Annotated in this window: 13 protein-coding genes and 1 pseudogene; 4 read left to right on the top strand and 10 right to left on the bottom strand. The window is 43.5% G+C overall.

Features of this window, described 5'->3' with window-relative positions:
* Window positions 1-502: 502 nt before the first annotated feature.
* The 5 genes from CVV77_RS17045 to srfP form a co-directional block, all read right to left on the bottom strand.
* Entirely contained in the window at window positions 503-1,441 is a 939-nt protein-coding gene (locus CVV77_RS17045) for a hypothetical protein (RefSeq protein ID WP_100276000.1), read from the bottom strand.
* Window positions 1,434-3,218 carry a HEPN domain-containing protein gene (locus tag CVV77_RS17040; protein ID WP_100275999.1) on the bottom strand — a complete coding sequence of 595 codons (1,785 nt, stop codon included), beginning with the start codon at window positions 3,216-3,218 and terminating at the stop codon, window positions 1,434-1,436. The genes CVV77_RS17045 and CVV77_RS17040 overlap by 8 nt, the downstream gene beginning before the upstream one ends.
* 933 nt (window positions 3,219-4,151) lie before the next feature.
* Window positions 4,152-5,528 carry a 23S rRNA (uracil(1939)-C(5))-methyltransferase RlmD gene (rlmD, locus tag CVV77_RS17035; protein ID WP_100275998.1) on the bottom strand — a complete coding sequence of 459 codons (1,377 nt, stop codon included), beginning with the start codon at window positions 5,526-5,528 and terminating at the stop codon, window positions 4,152-4,154.
* A gap of 56 nt (window positions 5,529-5,584) precedes the next feature.
* On the bottom strand, window positions 5,585-6,496 hold the full coding sequence (locus CVV77_RS17030) for a diacylglycerol kinase (protein WP_003219448.1): 912 nt from the start codon (window positions 6,494-6,496) through the stop codon (window positions 5,585-5,587).
* Window positions 6,497-6,647: 151 nt separating this feature from the next.
* On the bottom strand, window positions 6,648-9,806 hold the full coding sequence (srfP, locus tag CVV77_RS17025; protein ID WP_142397325.1) for a surfactin resistance protein SrfP: 3,159 nt from the start codon (window positions 9,804-9,806) through the stop codon (window positions 6,648-6,650).
* 131 nt (window positions 9,807-9,937) lie between these two features.
* On the opposite strand from srfP, the pseudogene CVV77_RS17020 reads away from it, so the two are divergent.
* Window positions 9,938-10,826 (top strand): annotated as a pseudogene (locus CVV77_RS17020) (TetR/AcrR family transcriptional regulator).
* On the opposite strand, the gene gatB reads toward CVV77_RS17020, so the two are convergent.
* The 3 genes from gatB to gatC are packed head-to-tail and all read right to left on the bottom strand — an operon-like array spanning window position 10,823 to window position 14,030.
* Entirely contained in the window at window positions 10,823-12,253 is a 1,431-nt protein-coding gene (gene gatB / locus CVV77_RS17015; protein WP_003240092.1) for an Asp-tRNA(Asn)/Glu-tRNA(Gln) amidotransferase subunit GatB, read from the bottom strand. The pseudogene CVV77_RS17020 and the gene gatB overlap by 4 nt on opposite strands.
* Before the next feature lie 13 nt (window positions 12,254-12,266).
* Entirely contained in the window at window positions 12,267-13,724 is a 1,458-nt protein-coding gene (gene gatA / locus CVV77_RS17010; protein WP_100275995.1) for an Asp-tRNA(Asn)/Glu-tRNA(Gln) amidotransferase subunit GatA, read from the bottom strand.
* Between the two features lie 15 nt (window positions 13,725-13,739).
* Entirely contained in the window at window positions 13,740-14,030 is a 291-nt protein-coding gene (gatC, locus tag CVV77_RS17005) for an Asp-tRNA(Asn)/Glu-tRNA(Gln) amidotransferase subunit GatC (RefSeq protein WP_003219442.1), read from the bottom strand.
* Between the two features lie 413 nt (window positions 14,031-14,443).
* On the opposite strand from gatC, the gene opuE reads away from it, so the two are divergent.
* From opuE to CVV77_RS16985, 3 genes are all read left to right on the top strand, one after another.
* Entirely contained in the window at window positions 14,444-15,922 is a 1,479-nt protein-coding gene (gene opuE, locus CVV77_RS17000; protein WP_084990832.1) for a proline transporter OpuE, read from the top strand.
* A gap of 105 nt (window positions 15,923-16,027) precedes the next feature.
* Complete coding sequence (locus tag CVV77_RS16995; RefSeq protein WP_072181537.1) at window positions 16,028-16,726, top strand: MgtC/SapB family protein; 699 nt, start codon at window positions 16,028-16,030, stop codon at window positions 16,724-16,726.
* A gap of 112 nt (window positions 16,727-16,838) precedes the next feature.
* Window positions 16,839-18,218, top strand: coding sequence for an alkaline phosphatase (locus CVV77_RS16985; RefSeq protein WP_100275994.1), 1,380 nt, complete (start codon window positions 16,839-16,841; stop codon window positions 18,216-18,218).
* Window positions 18,219-18,288: 70 nt separating this feature from the next.
* On the opposite strand, the gene CVV77_RS16980 is transcribed toward CVV77_RS16985, so the two are convergent.
* Both CVV77_RS16980 and CVV77_RS16975 read right to left on the bottom strand, forming a co-directional pair.
* A complete protein-coding gene (locus CVV77_RS16980) occupies window positions 18,289-19,290 on the bottom strand; it encodes a phosphotransferase enzyme family protein (RefSeq protein WP_100275993.1) in 1,002 nt (333 codons plus the stop codon).
* Window positions 19,283-25,711, bottom strand: coding sequence for a type I polyketide synthase (locus CVV77_RS16975; protein ID WP_100275992.1), 6,429 nt, complete (start codon window positions 25,709-25,711; stop codon window positions 19,283-19,285). The genes CVV77_RS16980 and CVV77_RS16975 overlap by 8 nt, the downstream gene beginning before the upstream one ends.

Here is a 25,711-nt window from a genome sequence, read left to right as displayed (position 1 = left end):
TTGAATTCGAAGAACAACAAGACAATCTAAATGACTTGTCTCTGTTATTGACCGACATGGACAAGCTTAAAAGAAGAGTAAATATATTGATCCTAAACATGTTCAAGATGTTGATAGACTTCTGATCGAAATCCACAGAAGGATGACCTCACTTGAATGGCATATATCCGAAATTAGTGATTTAAATATAAAACTGCTAAGAAAAACATGGAAACTTAAGCCTTTTCCTATTTAAATAAGGCAACACCAACAAAGAGGTTAGTTGCCTTTTCTAATTTCAAGAACCGCCACACACTCCTTATGCGTAGAGTGCTGAATAGTATATACAAAACATTATTGAGCAGTGGGAATTCACCTATATTTCCATGGGGATTATCGTAACAATTTATATATAGTAAAAACGATTAAAACGTGAAGAGGATTTTATCAATCAAGAAAAAGTTAAGGGATGATGTAGTATTAACACCCCATACTTTCTTACTGTTCCAGAAAGGTTCTTAAATTAATTTGTGAGCTCTGGTACAAAAAGATTATAATCGTTTTTTGGATATAATAGGCCCTCAATTGTTGAAATAGATTTATCACCCATTTCCAGGTTTCTTCCTACTCTTCTCTTTATCAAACCGATTTCTTGTAGTTTATTGTTTTCATATAGCAATACAAAATTTCCTTTATATTTAAAAACATCCGTGCCAAATACCTTTGTCGAAAAAACACGAACTTTATTTCGTTCCTTTTCTTTGTATTCAACTATCTCATTTTTATTTAGCGTAAAAGAGCGATTAAAATGGGTTTCAAAAATAACTTGAAGAATGGAATTTCTAAGACCATCAAAAAATTCCAAAGAATACATGATATCCTTATGTGTACCCTTTATATCTAATTTTCGAATAAGTATTCTGTTCTGTCTTGAGAAGGGATAAACCTCTTTTGACCCCATAAATTTTTGAACATTACCTTGTTTATTTTCTATATTTGATTTATGTTGATGTAGGTAACTTAATAATTTGGTGCTTTGCAAATGGTAAAAAACATTCATCCAAGCTCTATATAAATCAAAAGAATTAAAGGTTCCAGAAATATTCTTTGAAGGTAGCCTTGCAAACATTTGAAAAAGTGAATTTTCCAAATCTCTTCCGAGTTGATCTCCCTCCTCAATTAATAAATGCACCTCGCTACAATCTTGTAATTCAGTAAAACTTTTTTGAAGATATCCCCCTTTTTTTGAACATACAGCTTCAATTTTTTTATAGGCAAGTCCAAAACTATAATAGTGTTGAAATGAACATGTCTTAATCGCATCGTGATAGAGTGACCATGCTTCCGGTGATAATTTACTCTTTATGTCATTAAATCTTAGAAAGAGTGTCCTTCCAAAAGGGGATTTTGATATTTTATTTCCAAAATGATAGGCGGCTAATAAAGTGTTTATATCAATCACCTTCTTCCATACTTCTTAATCTATAAACAATAAACTCTCCTAAAAGTATATTTGCAATCAAAACGTTTTCTGTGTTTATTTTTAATTCATCCTTTCCATGCACCAGGTCATTACGATAGTCTCTAACCTTCCATAACTTACTAAAATCTTCATCAGTTATTGGAATAGATAGTTGCCGAATCAAGGTTCGAACTTTGATTTTCAAAGGAGGATCTTTCAGTTTTCCTAAACTCTTATCTTTTATTTTATTTGAATATTCTTCTGTAAATGTGTCACTTTGTTCTTTTAATAGTTGCTTCAACAATTTTTTGAACTCTCTAATAATTGCATCAGGCAAAAAAGGGTCAGTTTCTATTTTATCAACCAAAAATTCCATAGCTATGTTTGTATAAATAACCTTATCTTCTATATCTTCTGCTTTCCAACTTCTATTCAACCACTTTAACGCATTAAATAGCTGCTTGTCTAAAGTTGATTGCTGCCCGGTCTGTTTTTTATACAGTTTTTCTTCATACCAATCCAATTCTCTAAAAATGTTTTCAAATTGGGAATCGACACCTAAAGAATTATTTTCCCAGGTGTTATTAGAATCACCCAAAATACTTTCTAAGCCCACTATATTTTCTACATAATAGAGTGAAGAGCATTTAGGATTTTGATATAATCTTAATCTGTTCCATTGATTTAACTCATTACCTAAGTTGTAAAAATTAAATACTCTCTCATTTTTGGACAGTAAAATTATCATATCAATTGCATCTTGAACTTTTTGTCTACCTAACAAATAGGCATCATATGCGTTATCTGATTCGACAATTGTTTGAGCAAAAGTATCAAACTGACCTAGTAAATTGTGATTATATTTCTCCCCAAATCCCTTATACATATCAAAGGCTTGGTTTTTAGTTAAAAAGGTTACATCTCCAAAACCAAATTCAGGATTATTTAACATTAGATTTTCTATTGGAAGCAACACAAGGTAAGGAACGAATTTCACTCCAAAACCCTCTATATTAATTTGTTCCTTTAACATTCCGGAACTTCTCAATATCGCCTGTACTGGTGAATGTGGATCTGAACCTTGAAAAGAAAGGAAATGCAACTTCTTTTTACTTAATTCATGAATAAATGAACTTAGAAAAATCGTGATTCCATCTGTTCCTTTTTTCACTTCATAAATTGTCCCTGCAGATTCTATAGAATTATCTTTTATCCAATACCTGATAACCCAATCCTCAGAAAGGTGTATATTTTTCAAACCTTGGACTTTATCTTGATTACTTTCAAATTCAAATTTTCCGAAAAGTAAACCGCTTCTACTCGATATAAGTAAAGTTTTATGAGGTCTAATTAATTTACCGTTACTGTATACCTCACAACTCCCACTAATTATATTTCGCTGTGTTGATGTCAGAATTGATAACGATTTGTATGTATCAATTTTTTTTTTTATTTTCTTATTCTCAAAATGTTCTACAATTTCGTCAATAGACTCAATAACTATATTCATAGTGTTATATTCACTATTTAAGAAATCCCTAAGATTTCTAAGAACGCTACCTATATTCCTAATCTCTACAGGAATAATTGACCCGCTAATGAAATCAAAACCGCATATCATAAATTTTTCTTTGTTTTTTTGTTTAAGAACCAAGTAATGCAAAATGATAGTATCTTTGGAATATAACATCGATAAAACCAAATTATTATTTTCAAATCCATTGTATGGAATACTATAACTATTTAGAAAAAGTGATGAGTCTAGTGGGTTCATCATTTATTACCTTCTCCTTCATTAGACTTCGAACTACCTGAAATCTACTTTATATATAATCCCCTAGAAATTCATGCGCTTACAAAAAATTTCTTCGCCGCCATCTATTTGGTCTATATTACAGAATAACGAACCACTTACCAAAATTCTTTAGTAGATTTCATTACTAACGTTAAACTACATATGACGCAGTTACTAATAGGTTCGGTTTTACAAGGGACAATTACTTGCCAAATATAACTTACCATCTATATTCTACCTATTCAAAACGATACATTTCCAATATATTAAATCACCTCCAAATCGGTTAAGTAAACAGCCAAATCCCTCATGTTATTTTTGGAATTTTAAGGGGTAATCAAAGGCTCTAACTTCTATAATACTATATCTTCACAAAAAGAAAGGGGTTGTGCCTATAGATAAAGACACATTCTTTATAAAGAAACCATCAAAAAGTGTAGAAGAAGTGAACCGTCTATTACAAAATATGATTTGAAGAAAGTAGCAGATATGGTAGGTATTCTATTCAGCACTTTCACGAAAGAAATGAGAGTGGGTGATTATTCTTATGACCAGTCGGACAAGACAGTATTACCCATTCATAAGATCAGAAGACAAACGGTTAAAAGTGGAACAGAAGAATGAATCAGCTGAACTAGCCTTTATCAAGGAACACTTTGACGCTTTAAATACTCCAAATGTACCAATCCAATAGAATGTTGATGCTTGATGAGGATTTACAGTAAGGAAGCTAAGTATGAAAACAAGAGTCTCAAAATGAACACAGAGCTGTATAATGAATTCAAGAAATTGTGCGAGGAATATTACCCTCAATTCAAAATCCAAGATCTGATTTGTCAGTCATAGAAAGAATTGAAATAATAGAAGATGGGAGTCCGTGAATCAATTACTGATTCTCGGACCCTTATATATCTTCTATTTTTTTACGAGCAATGCACAGCACTCCACATGATTCGTATGCGGAAACATATCCACAGGCTGCACTTCGCGCGTCACGTACCCGCCATCCTCAAGCACCCGCAGGTCTCTTGCAAGCGTACCAGGATTACAGGACACATACACTACCCGCTTCGGTTTCATCTCCACAATTGTCTGTAGCAACGCTTCGTCGCAGCCTTTTCTTGGCGGGTCGACGACTAGCGTATCAGCTGTAATGCCTTCTTCATACCATTTTGGAATCACGGTCTCGGCTTCCCCGACCGCGAACTCTGCGTTTGTGATGCCGTTTAGTTCGGCATTTCGTTTGGCGTCTTCAATTGCTTCTGGCACAATCTCTACGCCGTACACTTTTTTCGCTTGCTTCGCCAAGAATAGAGAAATCGTTCCGATGCCGCAGTAGGCGTCGATGACGGTTTCTTCCCCTTTCAGCTCCGCGTACTCAAGCGCTTTGTCGTAGAGCACTTTTGTTTGCTCTGGGTTGACTTGGTAGAACGATCTGGCGGAGATGGCGAATTTGACGTCTCCGATGAGGTCGTAGATGTATTCTTCGCCCCAGATGACGTTTGTTTCGTTTCCGAAAATGACGTTTGTTTTGTTTGGGTTGATGTTTTGCACGATGGATTTGACGTGCGGGAATTGCGCTGTGATGTCTTCGATGATCTTCGCTTTGTGCGGGAAGTCGTTTGTTCTTGTGATGAAGACGATCATCATTTCGCCTGTAACCACGCCGTATCTGACCATAATGTGGCGGAGCCAGCCTTTGTGGCGTTCTTCGTTGTAGGCTTTGACACCGTATTTGGCGCAAATGTCTTTGACAGCTTGGACGGCTTCGTCGTTTTTGGATTGCTGGATCAGGCAGGCGCTCATGTCGATGATGTCATGGCTTCTTTGCTGATAGAATCCCGCGACGAGTCCGCCTTCCCGTTCTCCTACCGGCACCTGTGCTTTATTTCTGTAGTTCCAAGGGTCTTGCATGCCAAGTGTCGGGTGCACGGTGACGTTGGACAGGTCCAGCTTGCCGATCCGTTCTAACACGTCTTTGACTTGTTTCTGTTTAAACAAGAGCTGGCCTTCGTAGGTCATGTGCTGAAGCTGGCAGCCGCCGCATTGTTTGTAAATCGGGCAAGGGGCGTCGGTTCTGTGCGGGCTTTCTTCCTTCAGCTCGATCAGGCGGCCGAAAGCGAAGCCTTTTTTGACGCGGGTCACTTTGATCTGGGCTTTTTCCTCCGGCAGGGCGTTCGGCACGAAGATCGGGAAGCCCTGCACCTTTGCGACGCCCGCTCCTTCATGTGTCAAATCCTCAAATGTCACGTCGTAGTATTCGTTTTTTTCTACTGGGGGTTTCATTTTCATGTATGTTCACCTCTTGTTTTAAGCGAAAGAAAAACTTGGCCTATTCAAGCCAAGTTTTAGTCATCCAGCTGTTCCGCTTTCTCCTTCGGCATGACGACGTGAATGTGTCGATACAGATTCACGAATTCGCCCGGCAGCATGCCGCCGTACTCGCCGTCCAGGTTCAGCTGCATCTTTTCTGATACATTGACTTTCACGCGGTTTGCTTTTGTATAAATAATGTGCTGGTCATTGATGTGTTCGCCGCGGAGCGCCATCGTTGCGACCCTGATAAATTCAGCAAGATTTGCTTTCTTTAGTATCATCAAATCAAACATGCCGTCATTCAAACTGGAATCCGGCGCTAGCTTTTCGAACCCGCCGACGGAGTTTGTCAGCGTGACCAAAAACAGCATGATTTCGCCTTGAAACAGCTTGCCGTCATATTCAATCTCGACTTCTGTCGGACGAAGTGAGGGCAGCATTTCCATTCCCTTTAAATAATAGGCAAGCTGGCCGAGCATCGTTTTAAGTTTGCTTGGCACGTCGTACGTCAGCTCCGTCAGGCGGCCTCCGCCGGCGATATTGATAAAATACTGGCCGTTGACCTGTCCGATGTCAATCGGGCGGGCAACACCGTTAATGACCGTATCTGCCGCTTTTAAAATATCCTCACGCGGAATATTGAGCGCTCTCGCAAAATCATTCGTTGTGCCGACAGGAATCACACCGAGTGTCGGACGGTTGTCTAAAGGCGCAAGCCCGTTGACGACCTCGTTAATCGTTCCGTCTCCGCCCGCTGCAACGATTAAGTCAAACTCACGCAATGCCGCTTCCTTGGCGGCGTGCGTTGCGTCTCCTGCACATGTCGTGGCATGGGTGGAGGTTTCATAGCCGGCTTGTTCAAATTTTTGCAGGACCTGGGCAAGATGCTTTTTAAAGATCTCCCGTCCCGAAGTCGGATTGTATATTATGCGTGCACGTTTCATTATCTCATCATCCTACTTAAGAGTATCCGATCCATTTTTACACTAACAACCTTTAATTATACTATGAGTTAAAAAAATCGCAACAAAATGTACATAATCTTACAGGTGAAAACGCACAAAAGCCTCAGCAGAGCTGAGGCTTTTTGTTTTTTTACTCTTCTTCCGTTCCCGGTTTTTTCTTGCGGAACTTCGCCAATACTTCATATACGATTGGCACGATTAAGAGCGTCAGAAGCGTCGAACTGATTAAGCCGCCGATAACCGTTACGCCGAGTCCTTTTGAAATGACCTGGCTTCCGCCTTCGAAGCCGAGCGCCAATGGAATCAGGGCGCCGATTGTCGCGATGGCTGTCATCAGGATCGGACGGAGTCGTGTAGAGCCGGCTTCTAGGAGCGCTTCTCTCGTAGACAGGCCTTCCGCTTCCTTATGGATGACGCGGTCAATTAAGACAATGGCATTCGTGACAACGATACCAATCAGCATGAGCATACCGATCATTGCGTTCAGACTGATCGTTTCACCTGATACATAAAGTCCGACCAGGGCACCGATGACTGTGAACGGCAATGAGAACAGAATCGCAAATGGCGCTAGTGCTCCGCCAAATGTAATCACAAGCACGAGGTAAACGATCGCTATTGCTGCCAGCATCGCTAAACCGAGCTTCGTAAAGGAATCAGCGATATCTGCTGATACCCCGCCTGTATCAATCGTTACGTTATCAGGCATGTCAAGTTTATCAATTTTCTTCTGGACATCAGCTGATACGGCAGTGACGTTGTCAGATGTAACCTCACCCGTGACATCTGCATAGACTTTGCCGTCACGTTTTGACACGGTATCAGATGTTGATCCTTCTTTCACTTTGGCGACATCGCCAATTTTGACTTCCTGGCCAGTCGCAGAAGTAATCTTTTTGTTCTCTAAATCTTTCACACTCTTATACTCGTCTTTTTCCGTCTTAATGTTCACATCAAGCTCTTTGCCGTCTTTTTTCACGGTTGTGAGCGGTTCTTGTGATGTTTGTGTCATTAAGGCCTGAGAAATTTGAGACGCAGTTAAACCGAGTTTGCTTAATTTTTCTTGGTCAGCGACAAATGTGTACTCATCGTATTTGCTGGAAAGGCCTGAGTTTACGTTTTTCAGATCCTTTTCATCTTTCATGATTTTTTCAATGTCTTTGACCGTGTCTTTAATGTCGTTTTCTGAATCGCCATACACATAGTATGTTAATTCATTGTTATTGCCTGAAGAGCTGAAGTCCTGTGACTTCCATTCTCCGCGGTCAGATTGCTTTTGGATTTCCTTCAGCACGTTGTCTTTTTCTTTATCAAAATCAGGCGTGTCGCTTTCATATTTGATATAGAATAACGCACCGTTGGAATCTCCCCCGGCAAGCGGGCTGCCAGAGCCTAATGAATACTGAACCGTATCGACATGCTTGCGGTCAAGCAGGATTTTTTCCGCTTTTTCAGCTTCATCTTCGGCTTCTTTTTTCGTTTCACCCGGTTCTGGGCTGTATGTGAGCTGCATCGTTTTTTCTTCCTCGGACGGCAGGTAGCTGGCACCGATTAGCGGTACGAGGAACAAGCTTCCAAGCAGCATCAGAATGGCGACGATAGACGTGATCCATTTGTGGCTCAGCGCCCAGTTCAATACTTTTTTATAGATGTTTGCAAGTCTGCCAGGTTTGTGTTCTTTCGCTTTGATTGGCGCGCCCGTTAATGATTTTTTGAACAGGCTGTGCGCCAGCATCGGCACAAGCGTGATCGAAATCACCAGGGATGCGGCAAGCGCAAAAACAATCGTTAAGGCAAACGGAATAAACAACTCACCGATTTGTCCGCCTACAAGTGCGAGCGGCAGGAATACCGCTATTGTCACAATCGTTGATGACATGATCGGTTTAAACATTTCCTTCGTCGCTTCACGAACCAAGGCTTTTCCACGGAGCGGCTCATCCTTGAGTCTCATGCGGCGGTAAATGTTTTCGATAACAACGATAGAGTCATCGACAACCCGTCCAATCGCAACAGTCATTGCGCCGAGCGTCATGATATTCAGTGTGATATCAAGCTGTTGCAGCACAAGAAGTGCGATGAGCAGTGATAATGGAATAGAAACAACCGAAATTAATGTTGATTTGATATCTCTTAAGAATAAGAGAATAATCACAATCGCAAAAATAGCGCCGAAAATGGCTTTGCTTAACATCGTGTCAACTGACTGTGTGATCGGCTCTGCCATGTCGAGTGTTGCACTATAGTCGAAGCCTTTATGGTCTTCTTTGAACTGCTTCAGCTCATCTTTGACATCGTCAGCAACCTCTACAGTATTCGCATCGTTTGCTTTGACGATGTTGATGCCGATGCTGTCTTTGCCATTTGTGCGTGAAACAGACTCAGCTTTTTTCACATCTTTCATTGTGGCAATGTCAGAAAGCTTAACCGTCGGCACATCTGTGCTTGCGCTTTGCTGCGACTGTGCTGCCGCTTGCGCGTTTTGAGCTGCTTGTGCACTCTGCGCCGCCGCTTGTGATGCTGCGCTGCTGCCTGCACTTGAAGCTGATGCCGTCGGGATTCTCATATTCTTTAAATCTTTAATTGTTTCGATATCGCCGCTGACGACGACAGATTTTTCTTCATTTCCGAATGTGTACAATCCAAGCGGAGTTGTCACATCTGAACCTTGAATCACTTGTTTGACTGTATCTTCATCTAGGCCGTATTCTTTCAGTTTGTCTTCTTTGAAAGAGAATTCAACCTCTTCCACCTGCTGGCCTGATACTTGGACTGAAGCAACGCCTTCTATGCCTTCAAGCTTAGAAACGAGGCTGTCTTCCACTTGTTTTGTCAGTTCTTGCAGGTTGTCTTTATCACTGGACACGCTCAGCGTCAGAATCGGGAAAGAGTTCAAGCTGTAGCGTGAAATTTCCGGATCCTTCGCGTCATCAGGCAAGCTGACGTTTTCTAAGGCTTCAGCCGCTTCTGTTTTCGCTTTGTCCATATCTTTCTCATAGTCATATTCAATCATGACCGACGATGCGTTTTCGTAGGACGTTGACGTCACAACGCTGACTCCGTCCAAATTCTGCACCGCTTGTTCAACCGGTTTGGTCACCTCATCAGCCACTTGGCTTGGGGTCGCGCCCGGATATGTCGTGCTGATCGTCAGGTAAGGCATGTTCACGTCAGGAATGGATTCTTGCTTCATATTCATACCCGCATACAAGCCGGCTGCTGTTACAATAATCGTCATCAGCCATACGGCGAATTTGTTTTTCAGAACGAAATTAATAACGTGATTCATCATATCCTCCATTACATTTTTTATTGACTGACTGGTCATTCTATATAATACTAAACGTTATATTGCAACAACGTCAACTCATATACCAGAAAATTTTACTAAATTTTTCAAGGATTAAGGGGAAGCACGTCATGAATGAAAAAAAAGAGAGAATCATAAAAACCAGCATTCATTTATTTGCGAAAAAAGGATTCGCTGCTACGACGATCCAGGAAATCGCCAGTGAATGCGGTATCTCGAAGGGCGCTTTTTATTTGCACTTCAAATCAAAAGAAGCGCTGCTGTTATCTGCCTGTGAATATTACATTGGCATGTCTATGAAAAAAATGAAGAATATAGAAGAAGATCTCGCCGGAGAACCGCCTAAGGAAGTGCTGAAAAAGCAAATTGGCGCTCAATTTGAAGATTTCCGCGATCATAAAGATTTTATCGTTCTTTTGCTTACCGAAAATATCATTCCGGAGAATCAAGAAATCAAGCAATACTTTTACAAAGTAACCATGGAGACGGATAAACTGTACCGGAACGCCTTGCTGGCGTCCTATGGCGAAGGAATCGAGCGGTACGTCGCAGACCTCTCCATCATGGCAAGGGGCATTGTGCATTCCTATATGAATGTGATGGTATTTAACGGAGAGCTCAATATCGATGCAGAAGAAATTTCAGCCTTTATCATCGAGAGATTGGATGACCTCGTCCAGGGGCTGAACCGTTCAGCCCTCAATCCCATTGTGCCAAAAGACATTTTCAGCCCGATGCCTGCGGGGAAAGATCAGCTGCTTGAGGACATTCAGAAAGCGAAAGAAAACAGCACGCTGCCTGAGGATATCGTCGTGTCGCTGGATGTCATCGAGGAAGAACTGTCTCAGGATAAACCGCGCAAGCCGATTATTAAAGGCATGCTGTCCAATTTGACCGGGACCAATGACAAAGAAGTTGAAAAGCTTCGGGCTCTGATCTCTGTCTTCATCTCGATTTGACCATCAAAAAAGCAGCCCCTGCGGGCTGCTTTTTTATTAGCGTTTTTTAATTTCTTCAAGCAGGATTTTGTTGACCATCGGCGGGTTGGCTTGTCCTTTGGACGCTTTCATAATCTGTCCGACAAGGAAGCCGATCGCACGGTCTTTCCCGTTTTTAAAGTCTTCGATTGATTGAGGATTGTTGTCAAGCGCCTCTGTGACAAGCTTCAGAAGCACGCCTTCGTCAGAAATCTGCACGAGGCCTTTTTCTTTCACAATCTTCTCAGCGTCGCCGCCTTTTTCAATCAATTCCTTAAACACTTTCTTCGCGATCTTAGAAGAAATAGTTCCTTTTTCAATCAATTTGATCATGCCGGCAAGGCCTTCAGGTGTCAGCGCAACGTCAGCAAGCTCTTTTTGCTCGGCGTTCAGATAAGCTGACACTTCACCCATTAGCCAGTTAGACGCTTGTTTGGCTTCAGCGCCTTTTTGAACGGTTTCTTCAAAGAAATCAGCCATTTCTTTTGTCAGCGTCAGAACCATCGCGTCATATGCAGGCAAGCCAAGCTCATCGATATAACGCTTGCGGCGCTCATCTGGAAGCTCAGGAATGCTTGCTTTTACGCGTTCCTTCCATTCATCGTCAATGTAAAGCTCGACAAGGTCTGGCTCCGGGAAGTAACGGTAGTCGTCAGATCCCTCTTTGACACGCATGAGAATGGTTTTCTTCGTTGCTTCATCATAACGGCGTGTTTCCTGCTGGATAACGCCGCCGGAGAGAAGAACCTGCTCCTGGCGTTTTTCTTCATGCTCAAGGCCTTTTTGAACAAACGCAAAGGAGTTCAAGTTTTTCAATTCTGTTTTTGTGCCGAATTCCTCTTGGCCGATCGGGCGAAGAGAGATATTGGCGTCACAGCGAAGTGAGCCTTCTTCCATTTTACAGTCAGAAACGCCTGTATATTGGATGATGGACTTCAGCTTTTCCAGATACGCGTACGCTTCTTCCGGCGTGCGGATATCCGGCTCTGACACGATCTCAACAAGCGGCGTTCCTTGGCGGTTGAAGTCAACAAGAGAATAGCCGTCGCCTGTATGCGTCAGTTTTCCGGCATCTTCTTCTAGGTGAAGGCGTGTGATGCCAATGCGTTTTGTTTTTCCGCCAACTTCGATTTCGATCCAGCCGTTTTCGCCGATTGGTTTATCAAATTGAGAAATCTGATACGCTTTCGGGTTGTCCGGATAGAAATAGTTTTTGCGGTCAAACTTCGTATCTGTTGCGATCTCACAGTTGAGCGCCATAGCGGCTTTCATTGCGAATTCAACAGCTTCTTTGTTCAGAACAGGCAGGACACCCGGGTACCCGAGGTCAATGACGCTTGTCTGCGTATTCGCCTCCGCGCCGAATGGCGTCGGAGAGCTTGAGAAAATTTTCGATTTTGTTTTTAACTCGACGTGGACTTCAAGTCCGATTACCGTTTCAAAGTTCAATTCTTTTCACCCCTTACAATTCAGGTTTTGCTTTATGATGGTCTGTCGCTTGTTCAAATGCATGAGCAACACGGTATACAGTGCTTTCGTCAAAGTGTTTTCCGATGATTTGCAGGCCGAGCGGAAGTCCGTCTGCTAATCCGCATGGCACGCTGATTCCCGGTACGCCGGCAAGGTTGACCGGAATCGTTAAGATATCGTTTGCGTACATTGTGAGCGGATCTTTCGTGTTTTCACCGATTTTAAACGCAGGTGTCGGTGTCGTCGGTCCGACAATGACGTCATATTTCTCAAATACGTCTTCGAAGTCTTTCTTAATCAAAGTACGCACTTTTTGCGCTTTTTTGTAGTACGCATCGTAGTAGCCTGAGCTTAATGCGAACGTTCCGAGCATGATGCGGCGTTTGACTTCATTTCCGAAACCTTCAGCGCGCGTTTGCTTGTAAAGGTCGATCAGGTTTTCCGCGTTGTCTGTGCGGTAGCCGTAGCGGATGCCGTCAAAGCGTGCAAGGTTGGCTGACGCTTCAGAAGATGACAGCAGGTAATATGTCGCAAGCGCATATTTGCTGTGCGGAAGAGACACTTCTTCCCATGTAGCGCCGAGGCCTTCAAGAACTTTCAGCGCGGCAAGAACAGATTCTCTCGCTTCTTTGCCGACACCTCCACCAAGGTATTCTTTCGGAACTGCGATTTTCAGTCCTTTGATGTCGCCAGTTAATGAAGAAAGAAAATCAGGCACGTCCACATTTGCGCTTGTAGCGTCCATTTTGTCTACACCGGAAATCGCTTGAAGCAAGAATGCGTTGTCCTCAACCGTACGGGTAATCGGCCCGATTTGGTCTAATGAAGACGCAAATGCGACCAGCCCGTAACGGGATACACGTCCGTATGTAGGCTTTAATCCGACAACGCCGCAGAAAGATGCCGGCTGACGGATGGAACCGCCTGTGTCAGATCCAAGAGAGAACGGAACTTCTCCCGCAGCAACTGCAGCCGCTGATCCGCCGCTTGAACCGCCGGGAACTGTATCCAGATTCCAAGGGTTTTTCGTCAGCTTGTAAGCTGAGTTTTCAGTAGATGATCCCATGGCGAATTCGTCCATGTTCAATTTTCCGATTGTGACCGCTTCAGCGTCTTGAAGGCGCTGAACGACAGTAGCGTCGTAAATCGGATCGAAGTTTTCGAGAATTTTGCTGGAGCATGTTGTGCGCAGCCCTTTTGTTACGATATTATCTTTTACGCCGATCGGCATACCGAAGAGAAGACCATGCTCAGAACGGCCGTCAACCGCCTCATCAAGCTCCTTCGCGTACGCGCGCGCTCTTTCTTCATCTAATGCCAAAAAGGCTTGTACCTTATCATCAACCGCTTGGATGCGTTTATAAGATTCGTCAACCAGATCAGAAATCTTAATCTCTTTTTTATGTATGAGCTGTTTTAATTCTGTGATTTTATGATCAAATAATGACATTCTTGTGTCCCTCCTTTAGTCCAGAATTGATGGCACACGAATATAGCCGTCTTTATGGTCAGGCGCATTTTTCATGACATCCTCAACCGGAAGACCTTTACCCGCTTCATCTTCTCTCATGACATTTTTCATTTTCAGCACGTGAGTTGTAGGTTCCACATTGTCTGTGTTGACCTCATTAAGCTCCTCGGCAAATGAAATGATGCTGTCGAGCTGTTCAGTGAACATTTTTGCTTCTTCTTCAGTAATCGCAAGTCTTGCAAGGTGCGCAACGTGCTTTACTTCTTCTATTGAAATTCGTGACATATGATCCACCTCCACATATTTCTCCGTTAAGCCATATAATACTGATCATATCAAAAACAAGCCCTTTAAAGCAACAAAACGCCTTAGGACAGGCCTGTGTTTTCGAGACAATACCCTATATATTTTATACTAAAAAGAGGCGAAGGAGAAACGAAATATTTTTCTGAAAATTTTTACTTTAATTATTTTTTGAAAGCGTTTTAATCTTTATTCCCTTCTAGGTTAGCAGCGGTATTTCCCACTGATGATCCATGTTTCATCGCTTGAATGGCCGGGAATACTTTGTTAGGTTAAGTTACCAAGTGCACCCGTAAAAGAATTTCTTTCGGTATGCACTAGCGCCAAGCTGCTTAACTGGCACCATCAATTTGAGAGGTGATGCAACATTATTAGAAATGAAGAGAGGGTAAAACGTGAGTATTGAAATTATTATATCGTTAGGAATTTACTTTATTGCCATGCTGTTAATCGGCTGGTATGCATTTAAGAAAACCACTGACATCAACGATTACATGCTTGGCGGAAGAGGTCTCGGACCATTTGTCACTGCTTTGTCTGCCGGCGCGGCGGATATGAGCGGATGGATGCTGATGGGGGTTCCCGGCGCGATGTTTGCGACAGGGCTGTCAACCTTATGGCTTGCTTTAGGGCTTACAATCGGGGCGTACTCAAACTACTTGCTGCTGGCTCCAAGACTGCGAGCTTATACGGAAGCGGCAGATGACGCCATTACGATTCCTGATTTCTTTGATAAACGATTCCAGCATTCTTCATCACTGCTGAAAATCGTATCTGCTTTGGTTATCATGATCTTTTTCACATTATATACCTCTTCGGGTATGGTATCTGGCGGACGGCTGTTTGAATCTGCTTTTGGCGCGGATTACAAATTAGGCTTGTTTCTGACTACCGCAGTAGTCGTGTTATATACACTGTTTGGCGGTTTCCTTGCTGTCAGTCTGACTGACTTCGTGCAGGGTGCGATCATGTTTGCAGCACTAGTGCTTGTGCCGATCGTTGCTTTTACCCATGTGGGCGGCGTTACTCCGACTTTCCATGAAATCAGCGCTGTTAACCCACACTTATTGGATATCTTTAAAGGCGCGAGCGTCATTAGCATTATTTCCTATTTAGCCTGGGGCTTGGGCTACTACGGCCAGCCTCATATTATCGTCCGATTTATGGCCATTAAAAACATTAAAGATTTAAAGCCTGCGCGCAGAATCGGCATGAGCTGGATGATCATTTCAGTTCTCGGTTCCGTGCTGACAGGTTTGATCGGTGTTGCTTATGCCCATAAATTCGGAGTTGCTGTAAAAGATCCGGAGATGATATTCATTATCTTCTCTAAAATCTTGTTTCACCCTTTAATTACAGGATTCCTATTGTCAGCTATTTTAGCTGCGATCATGAGTTCCATCTCCTCACAGCTCTTGGTAACAGCAAGTGCTGTGACAGAGGATTTATACCGGACGTATTTCAGACGAAAGGCTTCCGATAAAGAATTGGTCATGATCGGGCGTCTGTCCGTATTAGTGATTGCCGTTATAGCGGTTCTCTTATCATTGAATCCGAGCAGCACCATTCTTGATTTAGTCGGATATGCTTGGGCCGGCTTCGGTTCAGCTTTCGGGCCTGCGATTCTGCTCAGCCTGTATTGGAAGCGGATGAACGAATGGGGCGCGCTTGCTGCGATGATTGTCGGGGCTGCGACCGTGTTGATCTGGATTACAACCGGCCTGGCAAAATCAACCGGCGTGTACGAAATCATCCCTGGGTTCATCCTCAGTATGATTGCCGGCATCATTTTCAGCATGATTACAAAGCGTCCTGCAAAAGCCTCTTACCGATTATTTGGTGTTATGGAAAAGCTGTTAAAACGCAAAAAGTAATCAAAAAGCCATCAAGCGCAGCTTGGTGGCTTTTGTGCCCTTGTTTTGCTATAAATACTGTGAGAAAATCATATTTATTTAAAAACACCTTAGATAAGGGGGAAGTTGCTGTTGAGCTGGTACATTGATCCTGATATTTTATTAAAATTGGGCATTGCCACGTTGATTGGCATGGTCATCGGGCTTGAGCGCGAATTAAAAAATAAGCCGCTCGGATTAAAAACCTGTATCGTTATCGCCGTCAGCTCATGCATGCTGACGATCGTCAGTATTAATGCGGCATATCATTTCCCTAAATACTACCGCATCATGATGGACCCGCTGCGTCTGCCGGCACAAATCATCTCCGGCGTCGGGTTTATCGGAGCCGGTGTCATCTTGCGAAAAAGCAACGATGTCATTTCCGGCCTAACGACATCGGCTATGATCTGGGGGGCTGCGGGGCTCGGGCTGGCAACGGGAGCCGGATTTTATAAAGAAGCGTTTGCCAGTCTTCTGTTCATCCTGATCAGCGTAGAATTTCTGCCATGGGTGGTCAGAAAAATCGGTCCCGACCGCCTGCAGGAAAAAGACATTCGCATCAGAATGTCGCTTTCTGATAAGGACAAAATGACAGAGATTTTAAAAGAAATGAAAAGAAGAGATATCAAAACACACTCCGTCCGGATCGACGACCTGGGCGAAAAGGAATTTCCGATCATGGAAGTAAAGGTCCGCGTCCATAAAAACAGATACACGACCGATGTCTACTATGACATTAAAGACATTGAAGGCGTAGTCGGCGTAAAGTGTGATACATTATAAAAGCCAATGGGACATGAAGCCCATTGGCTTTTCGCTGTCATCGAAAAAAACATTGAAGTCTCTATTACTTTCAAATAAAATACATATTAGTAAATAAATATAATAAAAGGAGATGTTCCTCATTACCAAAGCCCGGTTTACAGTAACTGTCGCCCTCATTTTGACTGCTTTCTTAAGTATTTTTGCCATAACAGAATTCATATCCCCTCCTCAATCTCAATCATCCAAGAGCAGCAGCAAGAATCCTAAAAATATTATCTTAATCATCGGAGACGGAATGGGTATGCCAATGATTAACAGCTATAGGACATTAAAAAGCGCAAAGCTGAACACTCCCGCCCAAACAGCATGGGACTCTTATTTAACAGGCATGCAGATGACACATCCTAACGATCCCAGAGACAATATTACTGACTCTTCGGCTGCTGCAACCGCCATGGCAACCGGAACGAAAACATATAACGACGCCATTGCTGTAGACAACAATCATCAGCAGCTCAAAAGCGTAACAGAAGCTGCCAAGGAGAATAAGAAGTCCGTCGGCTTCGTCGTGACTTCGGACTTAACCGACGCCACTCCCGCTGCTTTCGGCGTACATAACGTCTCACGGAAAAACTACACTGAAATTGCTGACCAATACTATGATGAACGGATTAATGGATCTCATAAGGTTGATGTTTTACTGGGAGGCGGAGCGAAGTATTTCATTCGCAATGACCGAAATCTTGCTGAAGAATTCCAAAAAGACGGCTATCATTATGTGACCACAAAGCAAGACCTGAAAAAAAATCAGCACGATAAGCTGCTCGGACTGTTTGGAGAAGTAGAATTAGATAAAGCGATTGACAGAGAGAGCAGTACGCCTTCTCTAAAAGACATGACAGAAGCGGCACTCACTCAGTTACAGAAGAACGAAAACGGTTTTTTTATGCTTCTCGAAGGAAGCAATATTGACAATGCAGCCCATGAAAATGACGTGGTGGGCGCTTTGAGTGAAATGGAAGATTTCGAGAAAGGTGTTCAAGCTGCTCTGGATTTTGCGAAAAAAGATAAAGAAACGCTGGTTATTATTACAGCTGACCACTCTACAGGCGGGTTCTCTTACGGCGCAGAGGGAATGACGCGAGAGACTGGCTATAAATGGGATCCTTCCCCAATCATCGCCGCTAAAAAAACGCCGGGCTATATGGCAGAGAAGATCGCTGAAGGCCAAGATGCCGAACAAGTGCTCAGCACTTATATTGATATGAAGCTGACGGAAAATGAGATCAATCAGGTTAAAAACGCAGCCTCACAATCGAATACAGCTGCTGTCCAAAAAAGCATTCAATTGATTTTTGATAAACGGTCTTTTTCAGGCTGGACGACGTTAGCCCACACCGGGGAAGACGTACCGGTTTATGCTTACGGTCCGGGAAAAGAAAAATGGAAGGGGCTTATCGACAATACGCAGCAGGCAAAAAACATTTTTGCCATTTTAGAACAAAAATAAAAAACTCCGGCTCACCGCCGGAGTTTTTTTATTAAGGAGCGCCGCCCCAGAAAGGATCGGCGCAAATTTCTTAAGCTAACTTCGAAAAGTCAAATTCGGTTATCGGCGTTTGATTTTCGATATCGTTTCTGAATCCCTTCAGCATTTCTTTTTCTTCTTCTCCTATTGAATCAAGGTCAAACATTTGGTGGAGCAATCCATAAATCAGCATATGGCGCAGGCGGAGGAAATCCGGGATTTTCTTGAGCCATTCGGCGGCAATTTCATTTTCCTCCCTGTACCCTTTCATAAAATGCGTCATAAATTCTTCTGTAAAGGCTGCTTTATTTTCATATGGGACAACCGGATACCATAGTACATTGTAGAGGAGAATGCTGATATCATTCACAAACCAGTTGTACCCGATATCATCAAAATCAAATGTAGTGATCTTCCCATGATCCCAGTTAAAATTACCATGGTGAAGATCTGCGTGAACAAGGCCGTAGCTGTCACGGTTTTTTGGCAGTTGCTGCAACTCATTCATTAAATCGTCTGCCTGCTGAAAAACCTTTGTCTGATCTTCAGGGACATATTTTCTGAGCTTCAACTGCTCTTCTTCATCCCACTCTTGTCTTTTAAATCTTGGATTGCTCAGTTTATAGCTTTTTGTCAGGCTGTGCATTTTCCCTGTATATCTGCCAAGCTCGAAAAATAGGGTTTCGTTCCACTCAGATTCGTCTACTTTATGACCCGGCGCCTTTTCATACACTCTCAATAAAAATGCTCCGCCGTTTCCGTCCGGCACTTCCTCAATATCCTTCCCGTTTAACGACGGGATCGGTTTGGCGACTGAAAGCCCGCCTTCAGCAAGATGATGGAGCCATTCCATCTCTCCCATAATATAATCCGGCGACCGGCGAATCGTGTGTGTAATCTTTAAAATATAAGATTCATTGTCTTTTGCAAACTCATACACATAGTTTTCCGCATCCGCTAAAAACTGCACTTGATCTCTAGTAAATCCATATATAACGGCAGCTTCTGCCAAAACCTTTTCTTCATCAAATATTGCTTTAATATCTTTATGCATGCTGATTCTCCCTCTTCATATATTTAGACAATTCCCTTATCGTGTGTTTTTTCGCAAGATTCAAATCATCAACATACCAGCCTTTCTTTTCCATCTCTACTTCCATTTTGACAGCGAGCAGCGAATTTCCTCCTAAATCAAAGAAATCGTTGTCAATTCCTACATAATCCAGGTGGAGAATTTCCTTCCAAATGTCTAAGAGGATTTTTTGCTGTTCTGTCTCCGGCCCGCTATCTTCTGTTTCAGCTCCTACATGTTCCTTCACTAACAGAGCCCGCAAATGCTCCGGCTGATTGGTATCTAAGGCCATTAAATATGGAGAATGCAAGGATTTTTCAGCATGCAGCACTTCCCAATGAGCGTTTGTGTTTTCCATTAAAGCGGATTGCAATACGTCATCAGCAAGCACTTTCGCCTTTTTGCGAGGCGCGGGCTGTAAAGAGGATGCCCATTCGATATGTCCGCTTTGATCCTCTACCTCATTGACGGTTATGTGATAAACCGTTTTTAACGGGCCAGCCTCTTCCTTAAAGCGATGCTCAGCCAAAAACTCAGAAAAAGCCCGGTTCTTTTCTGAGTTCTTATACTCCAAGGACAACGTCGCAAGCTGTTTATCCCGTGCATATGAAGCAAGGCCTGACAGCACTTTATGTTCAATTCCTTTGCCTAGTGCGCGGCAGCTGAGCAGAAAAGTATCTAGCTTTAATGAATCTTCTGTTCGGATTCCCATGATTGCACCGACGATGCCTTCATCACTGAATCTGTCCGCTGCTTCAACGATCCAGCCGATATGGCCGTCCGTATTGAGCCGCTGGGCAAGCTGCTCTTCACGATAGACTGACGGATTCATATTGAACTGATTGATTCTCGCACTCATTTGAGCAACTCGCGGCAAATGCTCTTCTGTCATCTCAGTCAAGGCGATACGCAGGTGTAAGCCGGAAAGAAATTCTTCAAGCGAACGGGACGTATTCAAATCTATTTTTCTTTCTTGCGCGGCCAAATATCGTTCCGTGCGCTTTTGATCAGCTTCTGTCACTCTGAACCTATCAAATGCCCAGACATGTTCTAGGAACATCGGAATAGAATCTGGATCAGACGGCAGAAGCAAGGTCAGAACCTCTGGCAGGCGTTCGTTCATTTCCAAGCATTGAGCCGGATCATCATCTAAGAATATGAACCGATCCACTGAAATGTTCAGCTCATCGGCCATTTCTTTCATGTTTCTGGCTTTCTCATTCCAATTAATGCGGGACAGGACAAAGTCCTCTTTCTTCAAAATCATATCTGGATGACGTTCAAACACATTCCAGACGTCTTCTTCATTATTTCTGCTTGAAAGCACAAGGAGCAGACCCTCTTCTTGTTTTCTCTTTAAAAATTGCTGCAGCGCTCGGTGGGCAGGAGTAATAATGACCCCTTCCACACCAGCTTCAGACACGGTACCGCTCCATAAAGTGCCGTCACAATCGATGGCGGCCGCTTTAAATGGCGGTTTGAGCCATGCCGCAAACTCACGTGCCACCCGTGTTCCCATCGCCGCATAAAATTCTTCAGTAAACGGTATTCTTGCCGCTCTTTCACTTTGCGGGTCAAATATGGCATCAAGCTGGTATGTTTGATGCAGCTGGCGGAGATCAATCAAATGTACATCCGTTTCTCCAGCAAGCTGCGCGATCCAATTCTGCTGGGATTGCACAAGGATGTCCCGGAGCTCCTGCTCTTTCACATTTTCCAGCGGAAGCAATCCAATGAAATAAGGCACTTCCTTTTTCTTTTGTTTCATGATGGCGAGCAGTTCATCTGAATTATATTGAACGTGAGCCATTCTTTCTTCCAAAGAAAGACCTGAATCCCCTGCCATATCCTCAAGGCGAATCAACAGCAGATTGGCACCATTTTTTTGCCGTGACAGCAAGCTTTCTTCATTAAGCAATTCTTGAAACACCTGACCGTAAGGAGACAGCTTTATATCTAGATTGATATCAAACTGTTCGCCCCACCATTTTAGGTAAGGCACAATCGGATCAGCCGTAAAATTGGAACAGATGGTTAATGGACACGAGATGACTCGGTTTGACTCTCTCTCCCTTTTCCGCTCGGCCTCTTCCTGCTCTTTTTGGCTCAGCACCGGAATGTCCTTTATGCGTTTTTCAGGCTCTTCTGCAGCTTTTTCAGCAAGAGAGATAAAATGAGAAACAAATGCCTGCATGGATTCATGAGTGAATAGCGACCGGTTGTATTGAAGCACACATTTAAGCTCTCCCGTCACTTCCTTCACGACGTCCATTTTCATATCAAGCTTTGAAATGCCCTTTGCGAATTCGAATGTTTCAAATGTTAATCCGCCAGCCTCTATTTTTATATTCGGGTCATACTCATTGTGATAGATCAGCATGGTATCAAAGAAAGGGTTGCGGTTCGGCTTGATCACCGGCTGCAACGCTTCTGCCATTTGATCGTATGGATAATCCTGATGGTCATAAGCTTCAAGCAGCGTTTGTTTTGTGTGTTGAAGGTTTCCGGCAAACGACTCTTCAGGATTCAAATGAATTTTGATCGGCAAAAAGTTTGTAAACATGCCGATCGTATTCTCAATATCCGCATGTCGCCGGCCTGCCACCAATGACCCAATCATCAGCTCCTGCTGTTTTGTATAGCTGGACAAAAGCATGGCATAGAGCTGAAACAGCATGACATTGTTGGTCAGCTGCTGCGCCTCTCCGATTTTCTCAAGCTTTTCTAAAACGCGAGGCGGGATTGTAAACTTAATTGCCCTGCCTAAAAAGCTTTGTTCTTTTCGTTCATAATCAAGAGGCATATTCAGCACGGGCACTTCGCCCTCAAGCTGCTTCAGCCAATACTCTTTTTGGCGTTTAAACATGTCACTATTAAAAAATGTCTGCTGCCACTCCGCATAATCTTTATACTGAATGATTTTTTCCGGGAGCTGTTCCCCTCTATATAATTGGGTAAATTCTTTTATAAAAATATTCATCGAGGCGCCGTCCGCCACAATATTATGCATATCAACAAGCAACGCATGTTTTTCTTCCTCAATTTTGACGAATTTCACCCGAATTAATGGAGAGACCTTAAGATCAAATGGCCGTATAAATGAACTGATTTCGTCATCAAGCTCATCCATTTTCGCTTCGGTTTGTTCAATCGAAAAATCAAAGTTCTGATGGATTCTCTGCACAGGTTCTCCATCCTTAATTTCAAACGTTGTACGCAGTGTTTCATGCCTTTCGATCAGCTTTTTGAATGTGTCCTCAAAGCGGGCGGCATCAATTTTTCCGAAGCACAAAAGAGCCATCGGCATGTTATATGTGGTGACTTGCCCGATTCTCTGATGAATCAAATACGTTCTCCGCTGTGCCGCTGAAAGCCTGTATACGTCTTTTTTCTCTGAAGGCTGAATGGATGTATATTGATTTCGGTCAGAGCGCTCAATAAGTGCGGCAAGCGCACGGATTGTCGGGTGCTGGAACACGTCGCTTAGCGTAAGCTCCGCTCCAAATTCCTTGTGAATGCGGGAAATCAGACCAGTGGCGTTCAATGAATGCCCGCCTGTTTCAAAGAAATGGGTATCTAATGTGACACGTTTGACTCCGAGAATGTCCTTCCACATAGCAGCCAAGACTGCCTCTGTCTCATTAAATTGAACATCTGATTCTGTATCCGCTGTCTGCCCGTCATTTGCTTGCTCAGGCACCAAAAGCTGAAAATTTTCTGCCACCGGTGTTCCCGACTGTTCATTTGTCCGGCCAATCCAATATCTTTCTCTTTCGAAAGGATACGTTGGAAGCGGAATAAGCTGGCATTGCTCCTGATCATAAAAAGCTGTCCAATCGACCGGCACCCCGTGCAGCCACATCTCACCCAGTCTGCTCAGCAAGTAACGGTAATCAGAAGCTGCCTCCTTTGGATGCCTCATCAGCTGGATTGCAATGTGCTGCTTGTCCTCTGCCTGATACAATTTGCTGACAAACGAACGCAGCGCATTTCCAGGGCCAACCTCTATAAAAATTGGATCCAGCTCTTCTTTTAAGCGTTTTGCGCAGTTCATAAATCTGACGGTTCCCCGCAAGTGATCAGCCCAATATGACGGATCTCCAGCTTCCTCATCAGTGATCCAGTCTCCTGTTACATTTGAGACAAACGGGATCTTTTGTTTTTTAAATTGATAGGCTGAGAGCTTTTGTTTCATGCTTTCTAAAACCGGTTCCATCATATACGAATGAAAGGCATGTGATGTATGAAGCTTTCTGCAGCTGTGTCCTTCCGCGTTCAGCTTCCTTTCCAATACATCAATCGCACTTGATTCTCCTGATACAACACATGAATCCGATGCATTCACAGCAGCGATTGAAATGGTTCCGTCTGTATACGGTTTGATGTCTGCTTCGCTTAAGGAAACGCTAAGCATAGAACCGGACGGCAGATTTTGGAGTGCTGCCCCTCGATAGCTGACGATGTCAAGAGCATCTTCCAATGAGAGCACACCGGAAATGGCTGCAGCCGTATACTCACCGATGCTGTGTCCCGCCATTGCTTTCGGCTTAATTCCCCAGTGGATCAGCATTTTTGCAAGTGCATATTCGATACAGAACAGCAGAGGCTGCGTATATTCAGTTTGGTTAATCAGTTTTGCATCATGCTGATTATTGTCAGAGAAAAGCACCGTGCGCGGATCTGTGTCCATATGATTTTTTAATATGTCAAAACAGGCATCGAGCTCTTCCTTAAAAATCGGTACAGTATCGTAAAGCCCTTTAGCCATATCAACATACTGCGCCCCCTGTCCCGGAAAAAGAAAGACAACGGGCCGGCTTGCAGATTGAGAGCTGCCGGTTTTAACAGACTCATAGTCATTTTCATGAATAGCCTCAAGAAGCTCAGGCACATCCGCTGCCACAATCGCTTTTTTATAAGGAAACGAATGACGCCCTACTTTGAGGGTATATGCCGCGTCTGCCAAATTGGCCTGCGGATTTTTCACGAAATAGTTTGACAGCCGGTCTGTCATGCTGTTTAAAGCGGCCGGTGTTTTGGCTGACAGCAATAAGAGTTCCGCGTCATGTCTTTCCGCTGCCTTTTGCTGTGCCGGCGCTTCCTCTAAAATGACATGGGCATTTGTTCCCCCAATGCCAAATGAGCTAACGCCCGCTCTGCGCGGGAACTCATTTTCTTCCCAAGGGGTGAGTTTCGTATTGACGACAAATGGTGATTGCTCAAAATCGATTTTGGCGTTTGGCTTTTCGAAATTCAGAGTCGGCGGAATCACTTTGTGCTTTAAGCTTAGAACTGCTTTCATAAATCCAGCTACACCAGACGCATCGTTTAAATGACCGATGTTGGATTTGACAGAACCAATTTTGCAGTAGCCGCGACGGTCCGTTTGGTAAGCTTGTTTTAATGCTTCAATTTCTATCGGATCACCGAGTGTCGTCCCTGTGCCATGAGCCTCGACATAGGTAATGGTTTCAGGCTCCACCTCGGCCATGTGCAGGGCTGTTTTGATCGCTGTTACCTGGCCTTTGGTGCTCGGCGCTGTATATCCAACCTTTCTGCTGCCGTCATTATTGATCGCAGTACCTTTTATCACTGCATAAATATGATCTCCGTCTGCTTCAGCATCTTCAAGCGTTTTTAAAATGACCGCTCCTGCCCCGTCTCCAAATACTGTGCCTGCCGCCTCATCATCAAAGACGCGGCAATGCCCGTCTGGAGAATGGATCATACCTTCTTGGTAGAGATACCCGGATTTTTGCGGGAGGCGGATAGAGACTCCGCCTGCAACCGCCATATGGCAGTCCCCATTTAACAAAGCCTGAGCAGCAAGATGAATAGAGACCATCGAGGTTGAGCAAGCAGTCTGCACCATCATGCTCGGCCCTTTCAGGTTAAGCTTATAAGAAATAAGTGTTGCCATGTAATCTCTCATATTCAAAACGGCTGTTTCCAGCGTCTTTGAGTCTTCTCCATGCTTTGCTCCCTGAAGAGCCCTCAGCACCCATTCTGCATTGAGGCCCGCTCCGGTATAAAGGCCGATCTGCCCTTTATAAGTGAAAGGATCGTAGCCGGCGTCTTCCAAGGCCGTCCACACACATTCATGAAAGATACGGAACTGCGGATCCATCATGGCAGCTTCCTTCGGCGTATAATCAAAGAAGCCGGCATCAAACAGATCTACATCCTCCACAATTCCTTTTGCTTTGACAAATCGCGGATCATTCAGCAGCTCTTCATTAACACCCTCTTCTCTCAGCTCATCATCAGTGAAAAAAGAAATCGTCTCTTTCGCATTTTTTAAATTGCTCCAAAACTCCTGCACGTTTTTTGCTCCCGGAAATCGGCCTGCCATACCGATTACCGCAATTTCAGCTCCATGATTCGCATAATGAGAATTACTCAT

The sequence above is a fragment of the Bacillus sp. SN1 genome (assembly GCF_002796895.1).
Classification (GTDB): Bacteria; Bacillota; Bacilli; order Bacillales; family Bacillaceae; genus Bacillus; species Bacillus inaquosorum.
This window is presented reverse-complemented; position numbering and strand designations above follow the sequence as displayed.